Annotated in this window: 15 protein-coding genes; 2 read left to right on the forward strand and 13 right to left on the reverse strand. The window is 38.0% G+C overall.

The genetic code is table 11. The features are described 5' to 3' along the window. The 13 genes from U735_RS0123425 to U735_RS0123495 all read right to left on the reverse strand — a co-directional run bounded on the left by U735_RS0123425 (position 1) and on the right by U735_RS0123495 (position 13,602). On the reverse strand, positions 1 to 1,374 hold the full coding sequence (locus U735_RS0123425) for an MBOAT family O-acyltransferase (RefSeq protein ID WP_180994007.1): 1,374 nt from the start codon (positions 1,372 to 1,374) through the stop codon (positions 1 to 3). Positions 1,375 to 1,448: 74 nt separating this feature from the next. Continuing rightward, the gene (locus U735_RS0123430; protein ID WP_031446143.1) at positions 1,449 to 1,988 is read right to left on the reverse strand and encodes a hypothetical protein; all 540 of its coding nucleotides are present in this window, start codon (positions 1,986 to 1,988) and stop codon (positions 1,449 to 1,451) included. A gap of 5 nt (positions 1,989 to 1,993) precedes the next feature. Beyond that, positions 1,994 to 3,208 carry a UDP-N-acetyl-D-mannosamine dehydrogenase gene (gene wecC, locus U735_RS0123435; RefSeq protein ID WP_031446144.1) on the reverse strand — a complete coding sequence of 405 codons (1,215 nt, stop codon included), beginning with the start codon at positions 3,206 to 3,208 and terminating at the stop codon, positions 1,994 to 1,996. 92 nt (positions 3,209 to 3,300) lie between these two features. Next, entirely contained in the window at positions 3,301 to 4,434 is a 1,134-nt protein-coding gene (wecB, locus tag U735_RS0123445; RefSeq protein WP_031446145.1) for a non-hydrolyzing UDP-N-acetylglucosamine 2-epimerase, read from the reverse strand. Positions 4,435 to 4,442: 8 nt separating this feature from the next. Next, positions 4,443 to 5,258 (reverse strand): dTDP-4-dehydrorhamnose reductase, encoded by an 816-nt coding sequence (gene rfbD, locus U735_RS0123450; protein WP_031446146.1) that lies wholly within the window; start codon positions 5,256 to 5,258, stop codon positions 4,443 to 4,445. Continuing rightward, positions 5,237 to 5,782, reverse strand: a complete 546-nt coding sequence (gene rfbC / locus U735_RS0123455; protein ID WP_031446147.1) for a dTDP-4-dehydrorhamnose 3,5-epimerase — start codon at positions 5,780 to 5,782, stop codon at positions 5,237 to 5,239. Before rfbC ends, rfbD begins: the two co-directional genes overlap by 22 nt. 80 nt (positions 5,783 to 5,862) lie before the next feature. Next, complete coding sequence (gene rfbA / locus U735_RS0123460) at positions 5,863 to 6,726, reverse strand: glucose-1-phosphate thymidylyltransferase RfbA (RefSeq protein ID WP_031446148.1); 864 nt, start codon at positions 6,724 to 6,726, stop codon at positions 5,863 to 5,865. Between the two features lie 140 nt (positions 6,727 to 6,866). Then, positions 6,867 to 7,175 carry an endonuclease domain-containing protein gene (locus tag U735_RS24770; protein ID WP_051892316.1) on the reverse strand — a complete coding sequence of 103 codons (309 nt, stop codon included), beginning with the start codon at positions 7,173 to 7,175 and terminating at the stop codon, positions 6,867 to 6,869. Positions 7,176 to 7,274: 99 nt separating this feature from the next. Then, positions 7,275 to 8,318 carry a dTDP-glucose 4,6-dehydratase gene (gene rfbB / locus U735_RS0123475; protein WP_031446149.1) on the reverse strand — a complete coding sequence of 348 codons (1,044 nt, stop codon included), beginning with the start codon at positions 8,316 to 8,318 and terminating at the stop codon, positions 7,275 to 7,277. Positions 8,319 to 8,321: 3 nt separating this feature from the next. After that, positions 8,322 to 9,380: a hypothetical protein gene (locus U735_RS0123480; protein ID WP_031446150.1), complete on the reverse strand. Its 1,059-nt coding sequence runs from the start codon at positions 9,378 to 9,380 to the stop codon at positions 8,322 to 8,324. A 3-nt stretch (positions 9,381 to 9,383) separates the two neighbouring features. Further along, a complete protein-coding gene (locus tag U735_RS0123485; protein WP_031446151.1) occupies positions 9,384 to 11,069 on the reverse strand; it encodes a DUF6909 family protein in 1,686 nt (561 codons plus the stop codon). A gap of 151 nt (positions 11,070 to 11,220) precedes the next feature. After that, entirely contained in the window at positions 11,221 to 12,726 is a 1,506-nt protein-coding gene (locus tag U735_RS0123490; RefSeq protein WP_031446152.1) for a GH3 auxin-responsive promoter family protein, read from the reverse strand. A gap of 6 nt (positions 12,727 to 12,732) precedes the next feature. Further along, positions 12,733 to 13,602, reverse strand: coding sequence for a M23 family metallopeptidase (locus U735_RS0123495; protein WP_031446153.1), 870 nt, complete (start codon positions 13,600 to 13,602; stop codon positions 12,733 to 12,735). A gap of 198 nt (positions 13,603 to 13,800) precedes the next feature. On the opposite strand from U735_RS0123495, the gene U735_RS0123500 reads away from it, so the two are divergent. Continuing rightward, entirely contained in the window at positions 13,801 to 13,986 is a 186-nt protein-coding gene (locus U735_RS0123500; protein ID WP_031446154.1) for a Sec-independent protein translocase subunit TatA/TatB, read from the forward strand. Positions 13,987 to 14,334: 348 nt separating this feature from the next. Further along, positions 14,335 to 19,524 carry a T9SS C-terminal target domain-containing protein gene (locus U735_RS0123505; RefSeq protein WP_031446155.1) on the forward strand — a complete coding sequence of 1,730 codons (5,190 nt, stop codon included), beginning with the start codon at positions 14,335 to 14,337 and terminating at the stop codon, positions 19,522 to 19,524. The last annotated feature ends 31 nt before the right edge of the window (positions 19,525 to 19,555 follow it).

Here is a 19,555-nt window from a genome sequence, read left to right on the forward strand (position 1 = left end):
CTAGAATTGAAAATATATAAAAGCCTGATTGTCATTGGAGCCAAAAAGAAGTACAAGAAATATTCCCAATCCAAATGCAGCTCCCTGTATGTAAGGATTATTAAATATATGGTCTTGTTTTTCCTCTACTATTTTAAAAAATTTTGAGCCTAAGAAATGACCAGTAATTACAATTGCCAATAAAGCTACTAATGCCATTGGAACAGTATAATTTACAGATTCTTTAAAGCTGAACATATTTTTAAGTAATAGTGCAGCATCATCAAATGTTTGCGCCCTAAAGAATACCCATGTAACCATGACAAACACCATGGTTACAATCCAAGAAAGCACAGTATATACTGAAGCACTTATTCTTGAGAATTTAAAACTGCTAGAATATCTTGTACTATACAATTTATGTGCTATCAAGGCCAACCCGTGCAATCCGCCCCAAACCACAAAATTCCAACTAGCACCATGCCATAATCCTCCCAGAAGCATGGTTATCATCAAATTTCTATAGTAAAATACTTTTTTTGACACTCTGCTTCCACCTAGTGGAATAAATAAATAATCACGCAACCATGACGATAGACTTATATGCCATTTTCTCCAAAACGCTGTAATATTGGTAGCATTATACGGCATATTAAAATTTTCCATAAGTTTTAACCCGAGTATGGCCGCTACGCCAATGGCCATGTCAGAATAACCTGAGAAATCGCAATAAATCTGCACGCTATATGCCATAACCCCAATCCAAGTAGATAAGGTTCCATGGAGGTCAGGATTAGCAAATACGGGGTCTGAGAATTTTGCGATATTATCGGCTATCAATACTTTTTTTACTAACCCGAGAATAAAATAATTCGCAGCTAACTGAAAATTGATATCCTTGAAATATTGATTGACTTTAAGTTGTGGAATAAAATCTTTAGCTCTTACAATAGGGCCAGCTACAAGCTGTGGAAAAAAGGTAACATATAATGAAAACTCGAAGAAATTCTTTGAAGGTTTCATTTTACCATAATATATGTCAATTGTGTAACACATTGATTGGAAGGTGTAAAATGATATCCCTACTGGCAAAACAACATCAACAAAAAAGTTAGCCCCAGAAATGTCGTTTAAAGTTCCGAGAAAAAAGTTAACGTATTTAAAATACCCAAGAAATCCTAAATTAGTTATTAGGCTTAAAATTAAAAAGAGTCTCTTTTGACTTTTCGAAGTGCTATTATAAATTTTTTGGCCTGCAATATAATCTACAATTGTAGAAAACAATATCAATAAGATGAATATTGGATTCCATGACATATAAAAATAATAAGATGCAAAAAGCAAGAAAATTATTCTTATTTTTAGTCGCTTATCATTATCCTTTATTGCTCCCAATATTGGCCAATAGACTATAAAAACAAACACAAAAAAAAACAAAAAAAGCGACGTTGAAAAGATCATAATTTCGGCTAACTAAACTCAATATTTAAAAGGGTCATCATTTTACCATATATACCGTCCTTAGGATCGTATATATACACTTTAATTTGAGCAAAGGATTTAGGGATTATTGAAAATTCATTTGAAACTATAACCAAGGAGCCACCCATTTCTTGAATTTTACACTTTGAGGCCAAGGTTTTTGCACCAGCTTTTTTATCTGCTTCGGTCGCGAACAAAGAAGTATCTTTAGGATATATTCTGAAAGCGATATTTAAATTCTGAATTTTACTTAAATTCGATTCTTCGTCCAAAAAATAGACTATTTTGTAAGTGTTATTTCCTGTTTTAACATAACCGATTTCATTTATCCTTATTTCTTCTGAAAAGTTATACCCTTCGTTAAAAATATAAGAAATTTCCGTGGTTAAATTTTCAGCTTGGGTATAATCAATCCTATTCTCTTCTTCTTGATATTCATTGTCCTTTGTTTTTTCATTCTTTTTGAAATTACAGGAAAAAAGTATTAGCCCAAAAATCAAGGCTATAATAAAATGTTTTTTTTTCATAATTATTATTTTTTATTGTAGTTGCAAAAATCCAATACCACCTTATCATTGGACAGTTCTAGTGTTTGGAATTCCTTATGTGCCACTAAAAAAGCTATGATGTCAGCCTCTTCAACAGCTTTCTTATAATCGGTCAATTTAAATACTTTATGTTCTGAAATATTTGGCTCTACAATAAAATACTCTTCGTTGTTGGCATTTTGCAATACTTTTTGTGCAATATATTTTGCTGGAGATTCCCTTAGGTCATCAATATTGGGCTTAAAAGCTAACCCCATTAAAGCTATACTAGGTTTGCGACCATGTTGCAATTCAAATTGTAACTTTGCAGTTTGTATTTTTTCGGCACACCAAAAGGATTTGTAATTGTTTATTTCCCTAGCTTTTCCAATAATTTGGGATTCCATAGGATATTCCGCAACAATAAAATAAGGATCTACTGCAATACAGTGCCCACCTACTCCACATCCGGGTTGTAAAATATTTACCCTAGGATGCTTATTGGCCAAGTCTATAAGTTCCCATATATTGATCTCTGCCTTATCACAGATTAAGGATAATTCGTTTGCAAAGGCTATTTGCACGTCTCTAGAGGAATTTTCAACTAGTTTACACATCTCTGCCGTACGCGCATTAGTTTTGTGTAATTCCCCCTTAATAAACTGCTTGTAAAATGCAACAGCCTTTTCTGTCGATTCTTTATTTACTCCACCAATAACTCTATCATTATATACCAGCTCGTACATAACGTTTCCAGGCAAGACTCTTTCAGGGCAATAGGCTATATTTAAGTTTCCTTCTAGTTCCGGACGTTCGTTATATATCAAGGACATCATCTTTTCAGTAGTTCCAACCGGGGAGGTAGACTCAATAATAAACAGATCATGTGCCTTCAATAATGGAATGACGGCTTTGGTGGCAGCCTCTACAAAAGAGATATCCGGTTCGTTCTTCCCTTTAAATGGGGTAGGCACCACAATAAGGTAGGTATTTGCTTCCACAGGTAAGGTTGCTGCTTTTAAATAGCCTTTATTTACCGCATTGGCCACTGCAGTATCCAATTCCGGTTCAACAATGTGGATTTTGCCCGCATTGATTGTTTCCACAACCTTTGGATTAATGTCTACCCCATGCACAAAAGTTTTATTTTGGGCAATTAACGCCGCAGTTGGTAGGCCAATGTAGCCTAGGCCAATCATTACTACTTCCGGTTTATTCATTTTATTTTGAATTGGTTAAATCAATGTTTTTATTTATTAGGACATTTTTCAACCTCCAAATTAAGGCATGTCCAACCTTTTGCATTGGAGTTTTAATTTCTTGAATCTAAAATATGGTTTACAATTCTGCTACAAGCATTACCGTCGCCATAAGGATTGTGTAGTTTCCCCATTTGCTCATAGAATTCGGCGTCGTTTAAGAGCCGTAAAGCTTCTGCTATAATTTTATCTTTATCTGTTCCTACCAAAAGTACAGTACCTGCATCAACGGCCTCAGGACGCTCAGTTGTGTCGCGCATAACTAATACCGGTTTTCCTAAACTAGGCGCTTCCTCCTGTACACCACCACTATCCGTGATGATCAGATAAGACTTTTCCATGAGCCATACAAAGGCCGGGTAGGAAAGGGGTGCTATAAGTGAGATATTATCGATATTAGCCAATAATTCGTATACTGGCTTTTGTACATTTGGGTTAAGGTGTACGGGATAAATAATTTGAGCATCTGGATTTTCTTCAGCTATAACTTTTAACGCTTCACAAATATTAATGAACCCCTGACCATGGTTTTCCCTTCTATGACCAGTAACTAGAATCAATTTTTTACTGTCATCTATAATAGTTTTTAATTGAGTAACCTCTGTATCTTGAAAAGAAGTACTATTTACCTTATTCACACTAAACAATAAAGCATCTATAACTGTATTTCCAGTTATAATAATACTTTCTTCTTTTTTATTCTCCCGAATTAAATTGGCCTTTGAGGTTGTAGTAGGTGCAAAATGTAAGTTACTTACTACCCCAGTTACACTTCGATTCATCTCCTCTGGGAATGGTGACTTCATATTAAAGGTTCTTAGACCAGCTTCTATATGGCAAACTTGCGCACCTGCATAAAAGGCAGCTAAACTAGTGGCCATAGTTGTTGTAGTATCCCCATGAACATACACATAGTCGGGTTGAAACGTTTCCAAAACAGGTTTTAAGTTGGTAATAATATCTGCAGTAAGGCTATATAAATTTTGATTTGGCTTCATTAGATCTAAATCAAAATCCGGTGAAATCTCAAAAAAATCTAAGACCTGGTCCAACATTTCCCTGTGCTGTGCAGTTATACACACCTTGGTTTCAAAATCATTAGAAAATTTAAGAAATTCTTTTACTAGTGGAGCCATCTTTATGGCTTCAGGACGCGTACCAAAAACTATTAAATTCTTTATTTTCATCTCATTGTTTAAAATACATCTGTTTCTTGACTAGCCAAAATGCTATATTTCGGCCGCTTCGCAAAACTACGATAATTATTCTCCTTGACAATTTTTGTAGTATTTTTCAAACCATTTTCATCCAGAATGTTGAGGGCAAAACCGTACCAGCTCATGGCAATACCGTCCGTAAAATGGTAAGTGCCATATTGCTGATTGCTATTGGCTACGAGGTTCAATAGATATTTGGCAAGGTTGACTGCATCGGTAGGGCAGCCAAACTGCGCGTCCGTAATACGCAACTCCTCTCCTTTATAGGCCTTTTCCAATATGACCCTGTAAAAATTCTTTCCATATTTTTTATGGTACAGCCAGGAAGTGCGTACTATATAATATTGGTCCATTATTTCTTGAATATATTTTTCACCTTCCCATTTGGATTTTCCGTATTCATTGATTGGGTTGGGCTGGTCATCAACCGTATATGGAGATCCTTTTTCTCCATCAAAGACATAGTCCGTAGAGATGTGTATTAGTGTTACATGATATTTCTTGCAGAGCAGGGCTAGGTTCTTAACAGCCTCTGCATTCACTTTAAAGGCCTTTTCCGGGCTTTTTTCGGCCTGTTCCACGTTGGTGTTGGCCGCACAGTTTATACAGTGTTCAAAGGCGCCCAATTCAATAGTTTCTTTTACTTTTTGTGAATCGGTTATATCCAAGTCCGTTGAATTCATAAAAACAAATTCCAACTTAGGGTAATCATGAGCCAAATCCTGAAGGCTTCGCCCCAATTGCCCCGATGCCCCTGTGACCAGGACACGCTTTATAGTTGTAGATCTTGCCATAGGGGTAGTTGTAAGTCTTTGGGGGATAGGATTACATGCATTCCTTTCAATTCCCAATCGATATCCAGTTCAGGGTCGTCGTATCTGATGCCTTTTTCGGCTTCTTTTTGGTAATGGGAATCGCACTTATAGGAAAAAATCACTTCTGGTGTCAGTGCCAAAAATCCATGTGCCATACCTTTTGGTATAAAAAGCGATTTTCTGTTTTCAGAGGACAGCTTAAGTTTAAAATACTGTCCGTAAGTATTGCTCTCCCTACGCAGGTCTACCACTATATCCAAAACCTCGCCGTGCACCACTTGTACCAGTTTTGACTGGGCATGCTTTCCTGCCTGATAATGTAAGCCACGTAAAACCCCCTTTTTGGAAACCGAAATATTGTCTTGAACAAAATTTATAGTCTTCCCAAGAGCTTTCTCCAAGTTTGTTTTATGGTAGGATTCAAAAAATATTCCCCGCTCATCTTCATATACCGTGGGCTCTAAAATAAAACAGCCTTTTAGCTGGGTCTCTGTAATTTTCAATATTTATTTTTTTATTATCTAGTTAAATAAAGTCTTTTTCGTATCAAAACAACTTCATCTGTTATAACTTAATTATCTAATCATTCTCCAATGAGGCCAATCAGGTATTTCCCATAGCCACTTTTTAGTAAGGGACTTGCTAGCTTTTTAAGCTGTTCTTTGGAAATATACCCCATGGTAAAAGCTACTTCTTCTATAGATCCTATTTTAAGTCCTTGCCTGTCCTCAATAACTTCTACAAATTGTGAGGCCTGCATTAGGGAAGCGAAGGTTCCTGTATCCAACCAAGCGGTTCCTCTATCCAAAATGCTAACCTGTAATTTTCCCTTTGCCAAATAAGCTTTATTTATATCTGTTATTTCCAGTTCCCCTCTTTTGCTGGGTTTAATATTTTTAGCAATGGCCACTACCTCATTATCGTAAAAATAGATACCGGGTACTGCATAGTTCGATTTAGGTTGTGATGGTTTTTCCTCTATACTAATGGCCTTTCCCTTCTCATTGAATTCCACCACCCCATAGCGTTCCGGATCCTGTACGTGATAGCCGTATATAATACCTCCATCGGGGTCGTTATTGGCCTGTAATAGGGTTGCCAGTCCTGAGCCGTAAAAAATATTATCACCCAAGATCAGGGCTACTTTATCGCTACCAATAAATTCTTCCCCAATAATAAAGGCTTCCGCCAGTCCGTTAGGGTTTTCTTGGGAAGTAAATGTAAAGGCACATCCCAATTGCGAACCGTCGCCTAAAAGGGCTTTAAATTGGTCAAGGTCTTTTGGTGTGGTTATTATAAGTATTTCCCGAATACCGGCAGACATCAAGGTGGCCAGGGGGTAGTAGATCATTGGTTTGTCATATATGGGCATTAGCTGTTTGCTCATCGCCAAGGTGATGGGGTATAATCTGGTTCCGGAGCCGCCTGCCAATATGATGCCTTTCATGCTGTTGTTGTTATGGAGTTATCTAGTTATCTGTTTGTCACAAATTATTCCCCCTTTGAAGGGGGCAAGGGGGATGTTATTTATCCATCATATAGTTCATCTATTTTATCTTTCAACACCAATAAAACGCTAAACATTGGTTACTTTATGTCAATATCGGAAATCCTAAGAAAGGTTACACCATATTGTTCTAGTTCATATTGTCTTTTATTGTCATAATGTTGTTTGTGATTATGGCTATTTCCATCAATTTCAATGGCCAACCTGATCTCATGTGAATAAAAATCAACAATATAATTTAACATCCGTACCTGTCGATGAAACTCAACCCCTAAAGCATTTCGCTTGATTTGGTTCCACAACAGTATTTCGGATAAGGTACTATTTTTCCTTAGCTCTCTAGTGAATGCTTTAAGTTTACGGTTGTATGGAATTATTCTGTTTTTCAAATAGTAAGTTTTTTACATCCCCCTATATCCCCCTTCAAAGGGGGATTTGTATGCAACAATTTTGTTGGATAATTCATAACTGATTCATCCATCATATCATTATTTGTATTGCCTCCAATAATATTCAAGGTATTCCCCAGAGGTAACATTTTTTAACCATTCTTCATTGGCTAAGTACCAGTCAATAGTCTTTTCCAGCCCTTCTTCAAAAGTAACCGATGGCTCCCAGCCTAATTCATTTCTAATTTTTGATGCATCTATTGCATACCGCAGGTCGTGCCCAGGTCTGTCCTTTACATAATTAATAAGGTTTTCACTTTCACCAACTGCTCTTCCCAGTCTTTTATCCATTTGTTTACAGAGCAATTTTACCAAATCTAGGTTCTTCCATTCATTAAAGCCCCCAATATTATAGGTTTCGGCTTTTTTTCCTTTATGGAGCACTAAATCGATCGCTAAGGCATGATCCAATACATATAGCCAATCCCTGGTATAATTGCCATCTCCATATACCGGCAATGGTTTATTTTTAATTATGTTGTTTATAAACAAGGGAATCAGTTTTTCCGGGAACTGATTGGGGCCGTAATTGTTGGAACAATTGCTGATTACATACGGAAGCCCATAAGTTTCTCCATAGGCCCTGACAAAATGATCGGAACTAGCCTTGGAGGCTGAATAGGGAGAGCTGGGGTCATAAGCCGTTGTTTCGGTAAACATTCCGGTATCTCCTAAGGTTCCATATACCTCGTCCGTGCTGATGTGATAAAAGCGTTTTCCCGTATAATCCGTTTCCCAGGTGGATTTGGCCGCGTTTAAAAGATGTACTGTTCCCAGAACGTTAGTTTTTACAAAGGCCATTGGGTCGTATATAGACCGGTCTACGTGCGACTCGGCAGCTAAATGAATGACAGCATCAAACTTATGTTTCTTAAAAATAGCATGAATAAAACCGGACTCCGTAATATCCCCTTTTATAAAGGTATAATTCGGGGCAGATTCTATATCCTTTAAGTTTTCAAGATTACCGGCATAAGTCAAGGCATCCAAATTATAGATATGATAATTTGGATAGTTGGTGACCAATCTCCTAACCACATGGGAGCCGATAAAGCCGGCTCCACCGGTAACCAAGATGTTCATAAACTATTCTTTTTTATAGTTTTTCAAATAGCTGTTTAAGTCCAAAAGACTTAGAATTATCAAGGTAATTCCAATGAATCCCAGCGGAATCCAAAATTTATAGCTATTCAGTATTCCCTTAACCTCTACTCCACGTCTAGGGAAGGCAGAGATTACGTTCAGTATACTGGACTTATTGGCGCGTTCTTCATTAAGTAATACCAAGTTTTCTTTCAACTTATCTACTTGGTTGATAAGGGCCAATTCTTTGTTTTCCTGACCTCCATTTTCTCCAAGACTAATATTGGTACCTTGTTGCGGCTTTTCAGCTTCTTTTTCCATTACCCTTTTGTATAGGCGCTGTAGGGAATCCACTTCCATTAATTGCTTTTTATACAGGCTGTCCTGTAATGTGATATTTTGGTCACTTATGCTCTGTTGCAACTGAAAATATTCGTTTCGGGAAATGGATTTGATAATAGAAGGCTGAATTTTTTTGGCAACCGTATTATTCGTTGCGGTTACTGAGATGGTGTGGAATCTTGCATCCATGGAGTTGAAATTTTTTAAATAATTCTCCATATCGATGGCTTTTTTGGTGGTCGAATCCAAACTACGTACAAACTTATCGAACAATTGTACCTTTTGGTTTTCATCCGAATAGGACTCTACTATAAACCTTTTTAATTTTGAAGCTTCGGAGACACCTACATCCAAGGCTTCTGCCAAGGCGGTGGAGTCTTCTGCTTGAGCCAGCTCATTATAAAAATTTACATTGTTGTACAATTGCTGTACACTGTTAAAATTGGGTTCCACAACCATGGTTGAAATAAATTTCGGCGTTTTAATCATGTCTAAATAGATGCCCAGAGCCAGACCTACGACGGCCGCAACCGTAAATTTTATAAAATGCTTTTGTAAAAAAAGCAGGAATAGGATAATCGTATGGAAAATACCTTTGAAAATATTACCAATAAAACGGAATAATTTCTTGAAACCGTTTCCAATTAATTGAAACAGTTGCCCCAAATCTACTTCCTCGGAAGAGGATGTGCTATTATTTGTCGGTTGTTGATTAGCCATAAACTAGGAATTAAATATTTGTGTTAGTATTTTGTCGGTTATTAAATAGGTTGGCTTAACCCCTGTGGTGCCCAAACCACCAGAAGCTAAGGTACTGCCTGTTTCTAAAGGATTATCGGAGGCATAATAGGCATAACGCACTTTAACGTCTTCCCGTATACTTTTTCTAATTTTGGAAGCCGATTGTATGGCCTTTTGATAATGCACACCTTCCATTTCCAATCCAATTACGTTCCAGGTAGATTCATGGAAGAATTTTAAAATGTCCTTATTTTGCAAGGAGGTTCCCAATACGGTTACCATGGCTCCTTGTAAAACTTTTAGTCCGTTGCCTTCAAAATCCTCTTTTCGCAATTCATTTTCAAAGGGGTAATTATCTGCCGTTCCTTCAAAAATGTGGGCGTCGGGAATCATTATATCCCCTTTGCCACCCTCCAGAATTCCTGCTTTTCCCATTATGGTTATGGAAGCCACATTTAAAAATACCTCTTGGTTTTTTTTAACCCTATAAGGTTTCAATAATTCATCAATGGTTTCATAGGCCTGTTCTCCAAAAGCATAGTCCATAACAAAGATAACGGGTTTTTCATTTTCTTGACAGTTTGTAGGTAATTCGTAACAACAGGCGCCTTTCCCCAATTTGGCCATGTCGAATATTTGTACGTCTATATTGGTGCCAGAAACGTCATCAATGGCATTCATTCCGTTTTTTTTAGCTTGGGCAATTACTTTTTCCCTTAAGTGGGAATTTTTGGAGATACTTAAAGCCTCATATATCTCCAAATTTGTCCTTCCTGCCAAGGTTTTTGACAAGGCTTTTTTCGCGAACAAGGAATTCATTACGCTGTGCATATTGGCACTTATAATATGTATGGGACGTTCTATAAGTCCGTTTTCCTGTAATACTTCCTTAATCCTGTTGGCCCAACGTTCCCCATGAATATGATGTCCCAACCGTTCACGTAACATAGGACTAAAAGTTATTGCCCTTTTATTCCCAGTGGTTTCTTCTTCTATGGCGAGTTTGCCCAACCAATAGATGATTTTTAAAAATCGTTCTGGATCGGCTGTTGTAGAAAGTTTTTTGTGAATGGCCATTACCTCAATAAAGGGTCTTCCCAAAATATTGGCCATATGTATTAGGGCTACTTCCCTTTCCCTTTGGCTAAGTTCTTCTTTATTAGCAGCCTGTTCCAATTTTACCCAGTCCCTTATGGTCTTATCCGTGTCTTCTATAAGGACCTTCTTGCTAATTTTCTCGGATTCGATGAACAAAAAGGTGAGATGGGTTAGAATATCGTAAATATCCGATCTGCCACGGGTTATCTCAATATTCATCTGTTCGTCATCTATCCTGTAACAGTTTCTGCGTCTTTTTGGTGGAATAATGGGCTTAAATTGGGAACCGGCATAGCCTTCATCCGAAGTGAGGTTTATAAATCTGCATTGTTCTATGCCTTCCGGCAATCTTTCCAAAACGTACATAAGCCCGTTTAGCTCGGCTTTTTCCTCAGCAATAGAACCGTATATTTCAGGGCGTAGCTGTAATAGGGACTGTCTTAAGGTTGCTCCGGAAACACCTGAAGGCTTGTAAAATCCACGGTTAAAAAGATGCCGCATTGTTATGTACAAGCGTTCAATGGCATTGGTGGAATCTTGTGCCCTGGTAGTATTAACGGATTTACTCATAAGCAGATTTCGTGCAAAACTACAATTTATATTGTTTATTTTATTTCCTGTGGAGCTTTTATCAGTTCACTTGCCAACACTAAAATTATAAATTTAGACTTTTAGGTAATCAATAATAGTAAATATTGAAAAATAATGGCTGGCTTTATTATCAGTTCTTCATTATTGACCAGCTTCTTAATCCATCGGCTACTTTTCTGTCATTGGATAAGCGCTGCACTTTGTTCTGACCTCCCAACTTTCCAATAGACTTCATATATTCTTGAAACCCATCTTTTTTTATTTGGGTAATTTTTAAGGTTTGGAGAATTTTGCCTTCAATTAAATCAAAATAATAAGTGTTTTGCTGCTGCAAAGATTTATCCAAGATGCTTATGAATTTTTTGATGTCCGACGGGGGATGTTCAAATTCGATTAGCCATTCGTGATAAGGAAGTTCTTTTTCTTCCGGATTAATTTGTGGGGCCACAGTAAATTCGTTTATACTGGCATCTGTACACTCTATGGCTTGTTTCATGGCTTCTTCTACTTCCTTGCCAATAACATGCTCCCCAAACGCGGATATAAAATGTTTAATTCTCCCGGAAACAATGATTTTAAAGGGCTTTAAGGAAATAAACTGAATGGTATCTCCAAGATTGTAAGCCCATAATCCGGCATTTGTAGATATGATCATGACGTAATTTACTCCCAGTTCAACATCTTTAAGGGTAATACGTTTGGGGTTTTCCACAAAGAATTCATCGGCTTTGACAAACTCATAGAAGATGCCCGAATTCAATAACAAAAGCATCCCATTTTCCTTTTGGGAATTTTGGTAGGCGAAAAATCCTTCACTGGCGGGGAAAAGTTCTATGCTGTCTACACGGCGCCCGATGAGGTTCTCAAATTTTGCACGATAAGGTTCGTAGTTAACCCCTCCATAAATGAAAAGCTGAAAATTTTTGAAGAGATCTCCTATCTTTTTTTCTGTTTTTTTGTTCAGCTTTTCAAAATACATTTGAACCCAAGAAGGTATTCCAGCAATAACGGTCATGTTCTCGTTTACCGTTTCCTCTACAATTTTGTTCACTTTGGTGTCCCAGTCCTCCAAACAATTGGTTTCCCAACTTGGCAATCTGTTTTTTTGTAGATAATTGGGAACATAGTGTGCGGATATACCTGATAATCTACCAATCTTTATCCCATTTTTTTCTTTCATTTCTGGACTTCCTTGAAGAAAGATCATTTTTCCATTCACAAAATCTGCATTTCCCGTTTCATGGATATAATTCAAAATGGCATTTCTGGAAGCTTCAACCTGGTACTTAATGGATTCGTGGGTAATGGGGATGTATTTAACCCCGGATGTGGTCCCTGAAGTTTTAGCAAAATAGGCAGGTTTACCGGGCCATAATACATCTTTCTGACCAGCTACTACTTTCTCTACATATCCCTTTAATTCTTCATAGTCCCTTATAGGAACCTTGTTGGCGAAGTCGGAATGCGATTTTATCTGTGAAAAATTGTGATCCTTACCAAAGTCGGTATTTTTGGCATTGGATATAAGCGATTGAAATACCTTCTCCTGGGTTTGAATGGGATTGTTTACCCATTTGGCAGTTTTCTTCGCGATATTCTTGGCAAATATTTTTGCTGCAAATGATTTTAAACTCATTTAAATTTATTTAAAATCTATAAAATTTAGTGGGTCTATGGGGCTACCATTGCTCCAGAGCTCAAAGTGAAGATGTGGTCCTGTGGTCAACTCCCCTGTATTTCCTACTGAGGCGATTACTTCTCCTGATCTTACCACATCGCCCTGCCCTTTGTTTAAGGACCCATTGTGTTTGTAAACGCTTAAGAGTCCGTCCATATGCTCCAATATAATTACATAACCGGTTTCCGCCGTCCATTCGGCAAAAATTACGGTGCCGTTGGCTACTGCCTTTATGGGACTGTCCATGGGGGCAACCACATCTACGGCAAAATGCTTGTTTTCCGCATTAAACTCTTGGGATATGGTTCCAGAAAGGGGAGAAAAAAGTACCTGCCCTGGGTTATTAATGTTTCTTTCGAACAAATTATACTTATCCTCTAAAGCTACCTGTGCCCTTAATAAGGAATCTTCCTTAATGGGTGTTAAATCTATGGTAGAAGGATCCAGTTTGTATTGATCAAATAGAGAGTCCCTGTTAATTTCATTATTTTCAATATCACCTCTCAGTACCTTTCTAATGTTTTCTAAATACCTGTTGGTATAATTTAGTGTGGCAACCAAAGAATCGGTTCTATAGGTAAGTTCTGTGGCCTGTCGTTTTAATTTAGTGGAAGAGTAGCCTGGAATATATTCCCGCAGTGGAGTAAATGCTATTAATAAAATGGTGAATCCTATCAATCCTATTATAAACAGGGAACCGGTTACAAAAACATTCATTCGGCTAAGCTTAAATGAAATTTTTTCTTCAAAGGTACTTTCATTCAAAATTACCAGACGGTACTTATGTAGGAGCTTCTGCTTAATTTCCTTTCTTTTCTTTACCTTTTTGGCCATAATGAACAAAGATAAGCTTAGTATTTAACTTTAATTCCTTTATTACAGAATTTGATTTTCCACAATGTTTTCACTGCAAAAGTATCTATTAGGAAAATATATTCTAATTTAGAATAATTAAAATATATTATAGACGTTAAAATTAACAGCATTCTAACATCTTTTTTAGTACCTTTGTTATTCGTAAATTATTATACCATGATAACTTTAAACACATTCTTAGCCATTGGGCCAATGCAAATCGCTTTGGTTGTGGCCATCGTCTTACTTTTATTTGGAGGAAAAAAAATTCCTGAATTAATGCGTGGATTGGGAAGCGGCATTAAAGAATTTAAAGATGCTTCCAAGGAAGACGATAAATTAGAGGAGAAAAAGGAAAAATAATAACTATATACTCTATAGTAGTTAAAAGCACTCGTAATACGAGTGCTTTTTTTTTGTTCAATTGTGGCCATTTGTAGGCCATGAATATTCAGTGGCATTTTATTCATCACTGCATTTTATCGATGAAGACCCTCCTTCAATGACTTCTCAGATGCCAGCCTAAAAGCATTTTTAGAAGGATCACTACACTATAACTTCATTTCACAACGGTAAAGCCTTAACACGCAACAATAAAAATGGCCTTTTTGGGTTAAGTATTAGTTTTGTTCATTCATCCCGTTTCATATGGGCTGTTTACGAAAAAATTAAAAAACCCCCCATAGGTTTATACCTATGTAAAATTTATTAATGAAGCATACTATAGGCAATCGCATCTTGTGTTTTTGTTGTTCTATCCTATTATTTTGGGTCGTTGATATTTCCGCACAATCCGGTGTTGCGGGAAATTTTGGTGTTCACGCAAACATATATTCGGGGGAGCCAAACGCGGGAAATGACGATTGGTTTGCCGGGAATTCTGGATTGGGTGTAATTGATGAAAGTAGTTTTGTTTCTTTTCAGGGAATAATAAATTCCGGTCAGAATACAGCTTTTCAAGCTTCCATGGCGAAGCCCAATTACAGTACCCAAAACGGGAGACTTTGGTATGGGGCTAATTTTGGGCATGATTATATTGCTGAAGAAAATGATAAGACGGCATTTTCCCAAGGGCAAAATGGGGACAACCCTGCCAATTGGCAAGTAAATCCTTCCAAAATTTCAAAAAAAGCCGATATAGTTGATTCCTTTGTACATGTCCGAAGGGATGGGGCCAACTTAACAGATGACCTCTGGGTAACAATGGCAGTAAGTACTTCGGATAATGGGGGGGCTCACTATACTGATGTGGAATTCTTTATTGAAGAAATACAATTGGTTGGAAATTCCTTTTCCAACTTAGGGCAGGAAGAAGGTCATACGGCTTGGCAATTTGATAATGATGGGAAGGTTACAAGAATTGGCGACCTTGATGTTGGATTTGACTATTCAGGATCTAGCGTAATGAGTTTGGATGTTAGAATTTGGGTATCCCGGGAGGATTATGTATCCAACACGGGATTTACCTATAATAGTTTTGACGGGGAAAGCGGTAGTTCAGTATATGGATATGCACATGTAGACTATGGGCTAAATTCCTTCAGTAAAATAAATAGTACTTCAACAACCGCTCCACCATGGGGTACTTATAAAGATGATTTAACTCCTTCGTCTACCTACGGTAAAGAAGCCTTTGCTGAGGTAGGACTTAATTTTACCGGCTTGGGTTTTGATCCAGCCGTGATTTTTGGATTGGATGGTCCTTGTTATTTTCCTTTTAGTGCGGTTTTGATAAAAACAAGGGGCTCTTCTTCATTCAGTTCTGGACTTGTAGATTTTGCCGGACCGTATCCATTCTTGGGAACGGCAACAGAAGGGAAGTTGGATACCAGTATTCTTGGTTCAATAAATTTTGACAGTTGCAATGCTAATCAAACCATAGCATTGGAGGCCAATTTTAAATCTTCTTCGGCGGTCTATTACTGGAAAGCGGTAACTCCTGATGTTACTTTTCCCGATGGAAGTACTTCAAAGGAAGGCGTAGGTCTAGATTTGGTAGATATTGAAAGCCCTGGAACCTATACATTAAATATAGCACCATGTCCTGGTTGTACGCCAGATTCTTCAAATGCAACGAGCATCACAGTTTATGCCAATCCTTGTGCAAATGATGACCAAGAGCAGGTAACCAGAAATAAGTCGGTCGTTATTCAGGTATTGGACAATGATATAGACCTTGACAATAATATCAATATAAATTCTATTGGCAATGTAGGACTTTTACAACCTGCCAATGGCACGGTAACTATATCCACTTCCACCGCTGAGATAATGTACACCCCAAATACTGGATATTTAGGTACAGATACCTTTGAATATAAAATTTGTGATACGGATGGACTTTGTGATGTTGGATTGGTGACTGTTGAGACTTTTGAGGAGATACCACCACCATTTATTGACTCCGATAATGATGGTATTCTGGACCGTTCGGATCTGGATGATGATAATGATGGTATTCCGGATATTGAGGAGTTAAATACCGTAATCGCAAATTCCCAACCACAATGTGGGGGTGAGACCACTTTGGATTTCAGTGCCAACGCAGTGTTGCTTTCAGGGACGGCCTTGCAACAAGGTGCGGTATATAGAATTCCGAATGTTACTTCAGGAACAGATGCCTTGATAACCATTGCACAGATTTATAATGCCACGGTAACCGAAATCGACAACAATAGTATGGCAAAAGAAGCCTTTAGGCCGTATACGGCTTTTAATTTTGCCAATAAAGGCGATCAAGGGCTTATAGAATATAAGATTCGCTTTGTGACTTCTGGGGGTTCAAATCCAGTGGTCCTTGATAAAATCTTTATGAATTTTAATGATATTGATGGCACCCATCAATATGGGGAACAGACTTGGAGCTACAACCCCACAAGTTATGTAATTTCAAGTCCGACCGAATTGACAATGTCCACAGACGGAAAGTGGGTAATAGGTACCGCTGGGACTACTACATATCCTTCAGGGAGCAATATTATTCCTCAGGTTAATTTTGGGGTTAATTATAATTCTAGGTCGGAAATATCTATTCGTGTAGGAGCCGTGGCAAGGGTTGCCGGTGCCTTCTCAACACAAAGACAACACAATATTGAATTTGGGTGCGTTACCAATTATATTGATCCCAGAATTTATGGCTTGGATAACGATTGGGATGGAGTAACCAACCAATTGGATCTTGATGTTGATAACGACGGTATATATGATGCTGAGGAAGCTGGGCACAACCAAACCCATACCAACGGGGTTGTTGATGGGCCATATGGCCTTAACGGTTTGGCAGATAGCGTAGAATCAGCTTTAGACAATGGCATCATCAACTATGTAATAGATAATACTGATGGTACTGCCGGACCGGATTATATGGATGCGGACAGTGATGATGACGGTTGTAGTGATGCCAATGAAGCCTATAATAATCCTAATTCAGATCAAGGGGACAATCCATTTTACGGAACAGGAGCCCCACCCAAAATCAATTCCAATGGAATAGTAATGGCTGCAACCTATCCCGTCCCCGCCGATGTTGATGGTAATGGAGTATTTGAATTTCAAGAAAATACCGCTCCGTATATCGTGACCCAGCCTATTGATAAATCTATATGTCCTGGGAACGATGCTTCGTTTTCTGTTCTAGCTGCCAATACGGATACATACCAATGGCAATGGTTAAATGGTTCTGTATGGGAAGATCTTTTGGAAAGTGGAACATATAGTGGGACAAAAACCAATGTTCTTGATATTACCAATGCTTTATTGGGCGATAACGGAAATTCGTATAGAGTAGTTATTGCCAACGCTACCCATATCTGTCCTGTGGACGCTTCAACCCCAGTAAAATTAAACGTATTATCCCCGCCAAGTGTAGTTGCCAATGCCTCGGCCACTGTGGTAAATGCAGGGGAAACTGTTGTTTTGACAGGTACGGGTGCGAATAGTTACATTTGGGACAATGGAGCCTCTGATGGAGCTCCTATCCCTATATTCTCCACCACTGTTTTTACGGTTATAGGCACAGATGCCAATGGTTGCGAGGGCAGGGACACGATCACTATTGTCGTCAATGGCATATCAGACCTTAGTCTGGCGAAAACTGCTGACAATCCCAAACCCAATATTGGGGAGAAAATAATATTCTCTTTAACGCTGACCAACAACGGTCCGGAGGAGGCAACAAATGTTATAGTAGAGGATCAAATTCCTGTTGGTTACACCATAAATGCTATAAATGATGGTGGTGTGCTAAATGGTAATAGTATTAGCTGGACGCTTCCAAGTATTGCTATGGGCACTCAGGTCCTTACTTACGAGCTTATAGTAAACGCGCCCACAGGAGCGGTGGATGAATATAAAAATATTGCTCAGATAACATCAGTGGATCAAATCGACCCCGATTCAAGTCCCAATAATGATGATAATGACCAGAGTGAAGATGATGAGGACAGTCATACGATTCCAACACCAACCGCAGACATAAATGTTTCTAAGACAGTGGACAAACAGGAATCATTTGTTGGCGACACAGTGACATTTACTATAGACGTTGTAAATAATGGCAACTATAGTGCGTCCAATATTATTATTCAGGATATACTTCCGTCAGGCTATGACCTAATAACTGCCAATAGCAATAATGGTAGTTATAATGCCTCAAGTTCATTATGGGAAATTCCTTTCATTGATGTTGCCGGAACAGCTACTTTGCAAATGTTAGTTACCGTATTAAATTCCGGTGATTATACGAACATTGCCAAACTGGTTAAGGTAGATCAATTGGATTCGGAAAATGCTAATGATCAGGATGAGGCCTATGTTTCTGTTGTCCCCATGGCAGATATAAGCTTAAAGAAAACGGTTAATAATAATATGCCCAATGTTGGGGAAGAAGTGGTTTATACTTTAACAGTTGCCAATGATGGACCGGATAAGGCAACCAATTTGCAAATAACCGATATACTTCCCTTAGGAATTACCGTTGGCAATATTAACGACGGTGGTGTCTTAAATGGAAATACAATTATCTGGAACGTTCCAAGCTTGGAGATTGGATCCATTGCCCTCACTTATGAGGGCACCATTAATATCCCACAAGGAGTTAATGGAGAATACAAGAATATAGCTCAAATAACCAAGGTTGATCAATTGGACATGGATTCCGCTCCCAATAATGACGATTATGATCAAAGTGAGGATGATGAGGACAGTCACACCGTTGGTACACCTATTGTAGATTTGGAAACTTTCAAAACGGTAGTGCCGCAAGAAGGCTATATTGGGGATGAGGTTGTATTTACTGTTAGGGTTATAAACCATGGACCATATGTAGCCTCCCATTTGGGAATAACGGAAGAGCTGCCAGCAGGATATGATTATGTTTCCTCAGAAACTGATAATGGTACTTATGATCCAACTAAGGGTATTTGGACTATGGATACTTTAGGAATTGAAGAAAGTTCAACACTGGAAATCAAAGCTACTATAACCGAATTGGATGATTATGTAAATGTAGCAACTCTAGCTTATGTTGATCAGTTGGATTTTAGACCAATCAACGACTCCTCTATGGCGGGAATTACCCTCATCGATCTGGAGGTAAAAGAAATAGATCAGGATTGTATGGTGATATTCAATGAATTTTCGCCCAACAACGACGGGTTAAACGATGTCTTTTTTATTGAATGTATAGAAAGTTACCCAAATAATTATCTTCAGATCTTCAACCGTTGGGGACAAAGAGTTTTTGAAACCACCGGGTATAAAAATGATTGGCATGGAACAGTGTCCAAGACCAATTATATGGGATCTGATAAGAATTTACCCGTAGGTACCTATTTTTATCTCCTCGATTTTGGGGACGGTATAACACCTATAAAAAGCGGATGGCTATACATTAGCCGATAATTTGACCATTAATTGTAATACAATAAATAAA

The organism is Arenibacter algicola (assembly GCF_000733925.1).
In the GTDB taxonomy this organism is placed as follows: domain Bacteria; phylum Bacteroidota; class Bacteroidia; order Flavobacteriales; family Flavobacteriaceae; genus Arenibacter; species Arenibacter algicola.

Coding starts and splice junctions, on each gene's coding strand:
- U735_RS0123430 (WP_031446143.1), bottom strand. CDS start 1,988: ATGAAAAAAAAACATTTTATTATAGCCTTGATTTTTGGGCTAATACTT.
- wecC (WP_031446144.1), bottom strand. CDS start 3,208: ATGAATAAACCGGAAGTAGTAATGATTGGCCTAGGCTACATTGGCCTA.
- wecB (WP_031446145.1), bottom strand. CDS start 4,434: ATGAAAATAAAGAATTTAATAGTTTTTGGTACGCGTCCTGAAGCCATA.
- rfbD (WP_031446146.1), bottom strand. CDS start 5,258: ATGGCAAGATCTACAACTATAAAGCGTGTCCTGGTCACAGGGGCATCG.
- rfbA (WP_031446148.1), bottom strand. CDS start 6,726: ATGAAAGGCATCATATTGGCAGGCGGCTCCGGAACCAGATTATACCCC.
- rfbB (WP_031446149.1), bottom strand. CDS start 8,318: ATGAACATCTTGGTTACCGGTGGAGCCGGCTTTATCGGCTCCCATGTG.
- U735_RS0123480 (WP_031446150.1), bottom strand. CDS start 9,380: ATGGCTAATCAACAACCGACAAATAATAGCACATCCTCTTCCGAGGAA.
- U735_RS0123485 (WP_031446151.1), bottom strand. CDS start 11,069: ATGAGTAAATCCGTTAATACTACCAGGGCACAAGATTCCACCAATGCC.
- U735_RS0123490 (WP_031446152.1), bottom strand. CDS start 12,726: ATGAGTTTAAAATCATTTGCAGCAAAAATATTTGCCAAGAATATCGCG.
- U735_RS0123495 (WP_031446153.1), bottom strand. CDS start 13,602: ATGGCCAAAAAGGTAAAGAAAAGAAAGGAAATTAAGCAGAAGCTCCTA.
- U735_RS0123500 (WP_031446154.1), top strand. CDS start 13,801: ATGATAACTTTAAACACATTCTTAGCCATTGGGCCAATGCAAATCGCT.
- U735_RS0123505 (WP_031446155.1), top strand. CDS start 14,335: ATGAAGCATACTATAGGCAATCGCATCTTGTGTTTTTGTTGTTCTATC.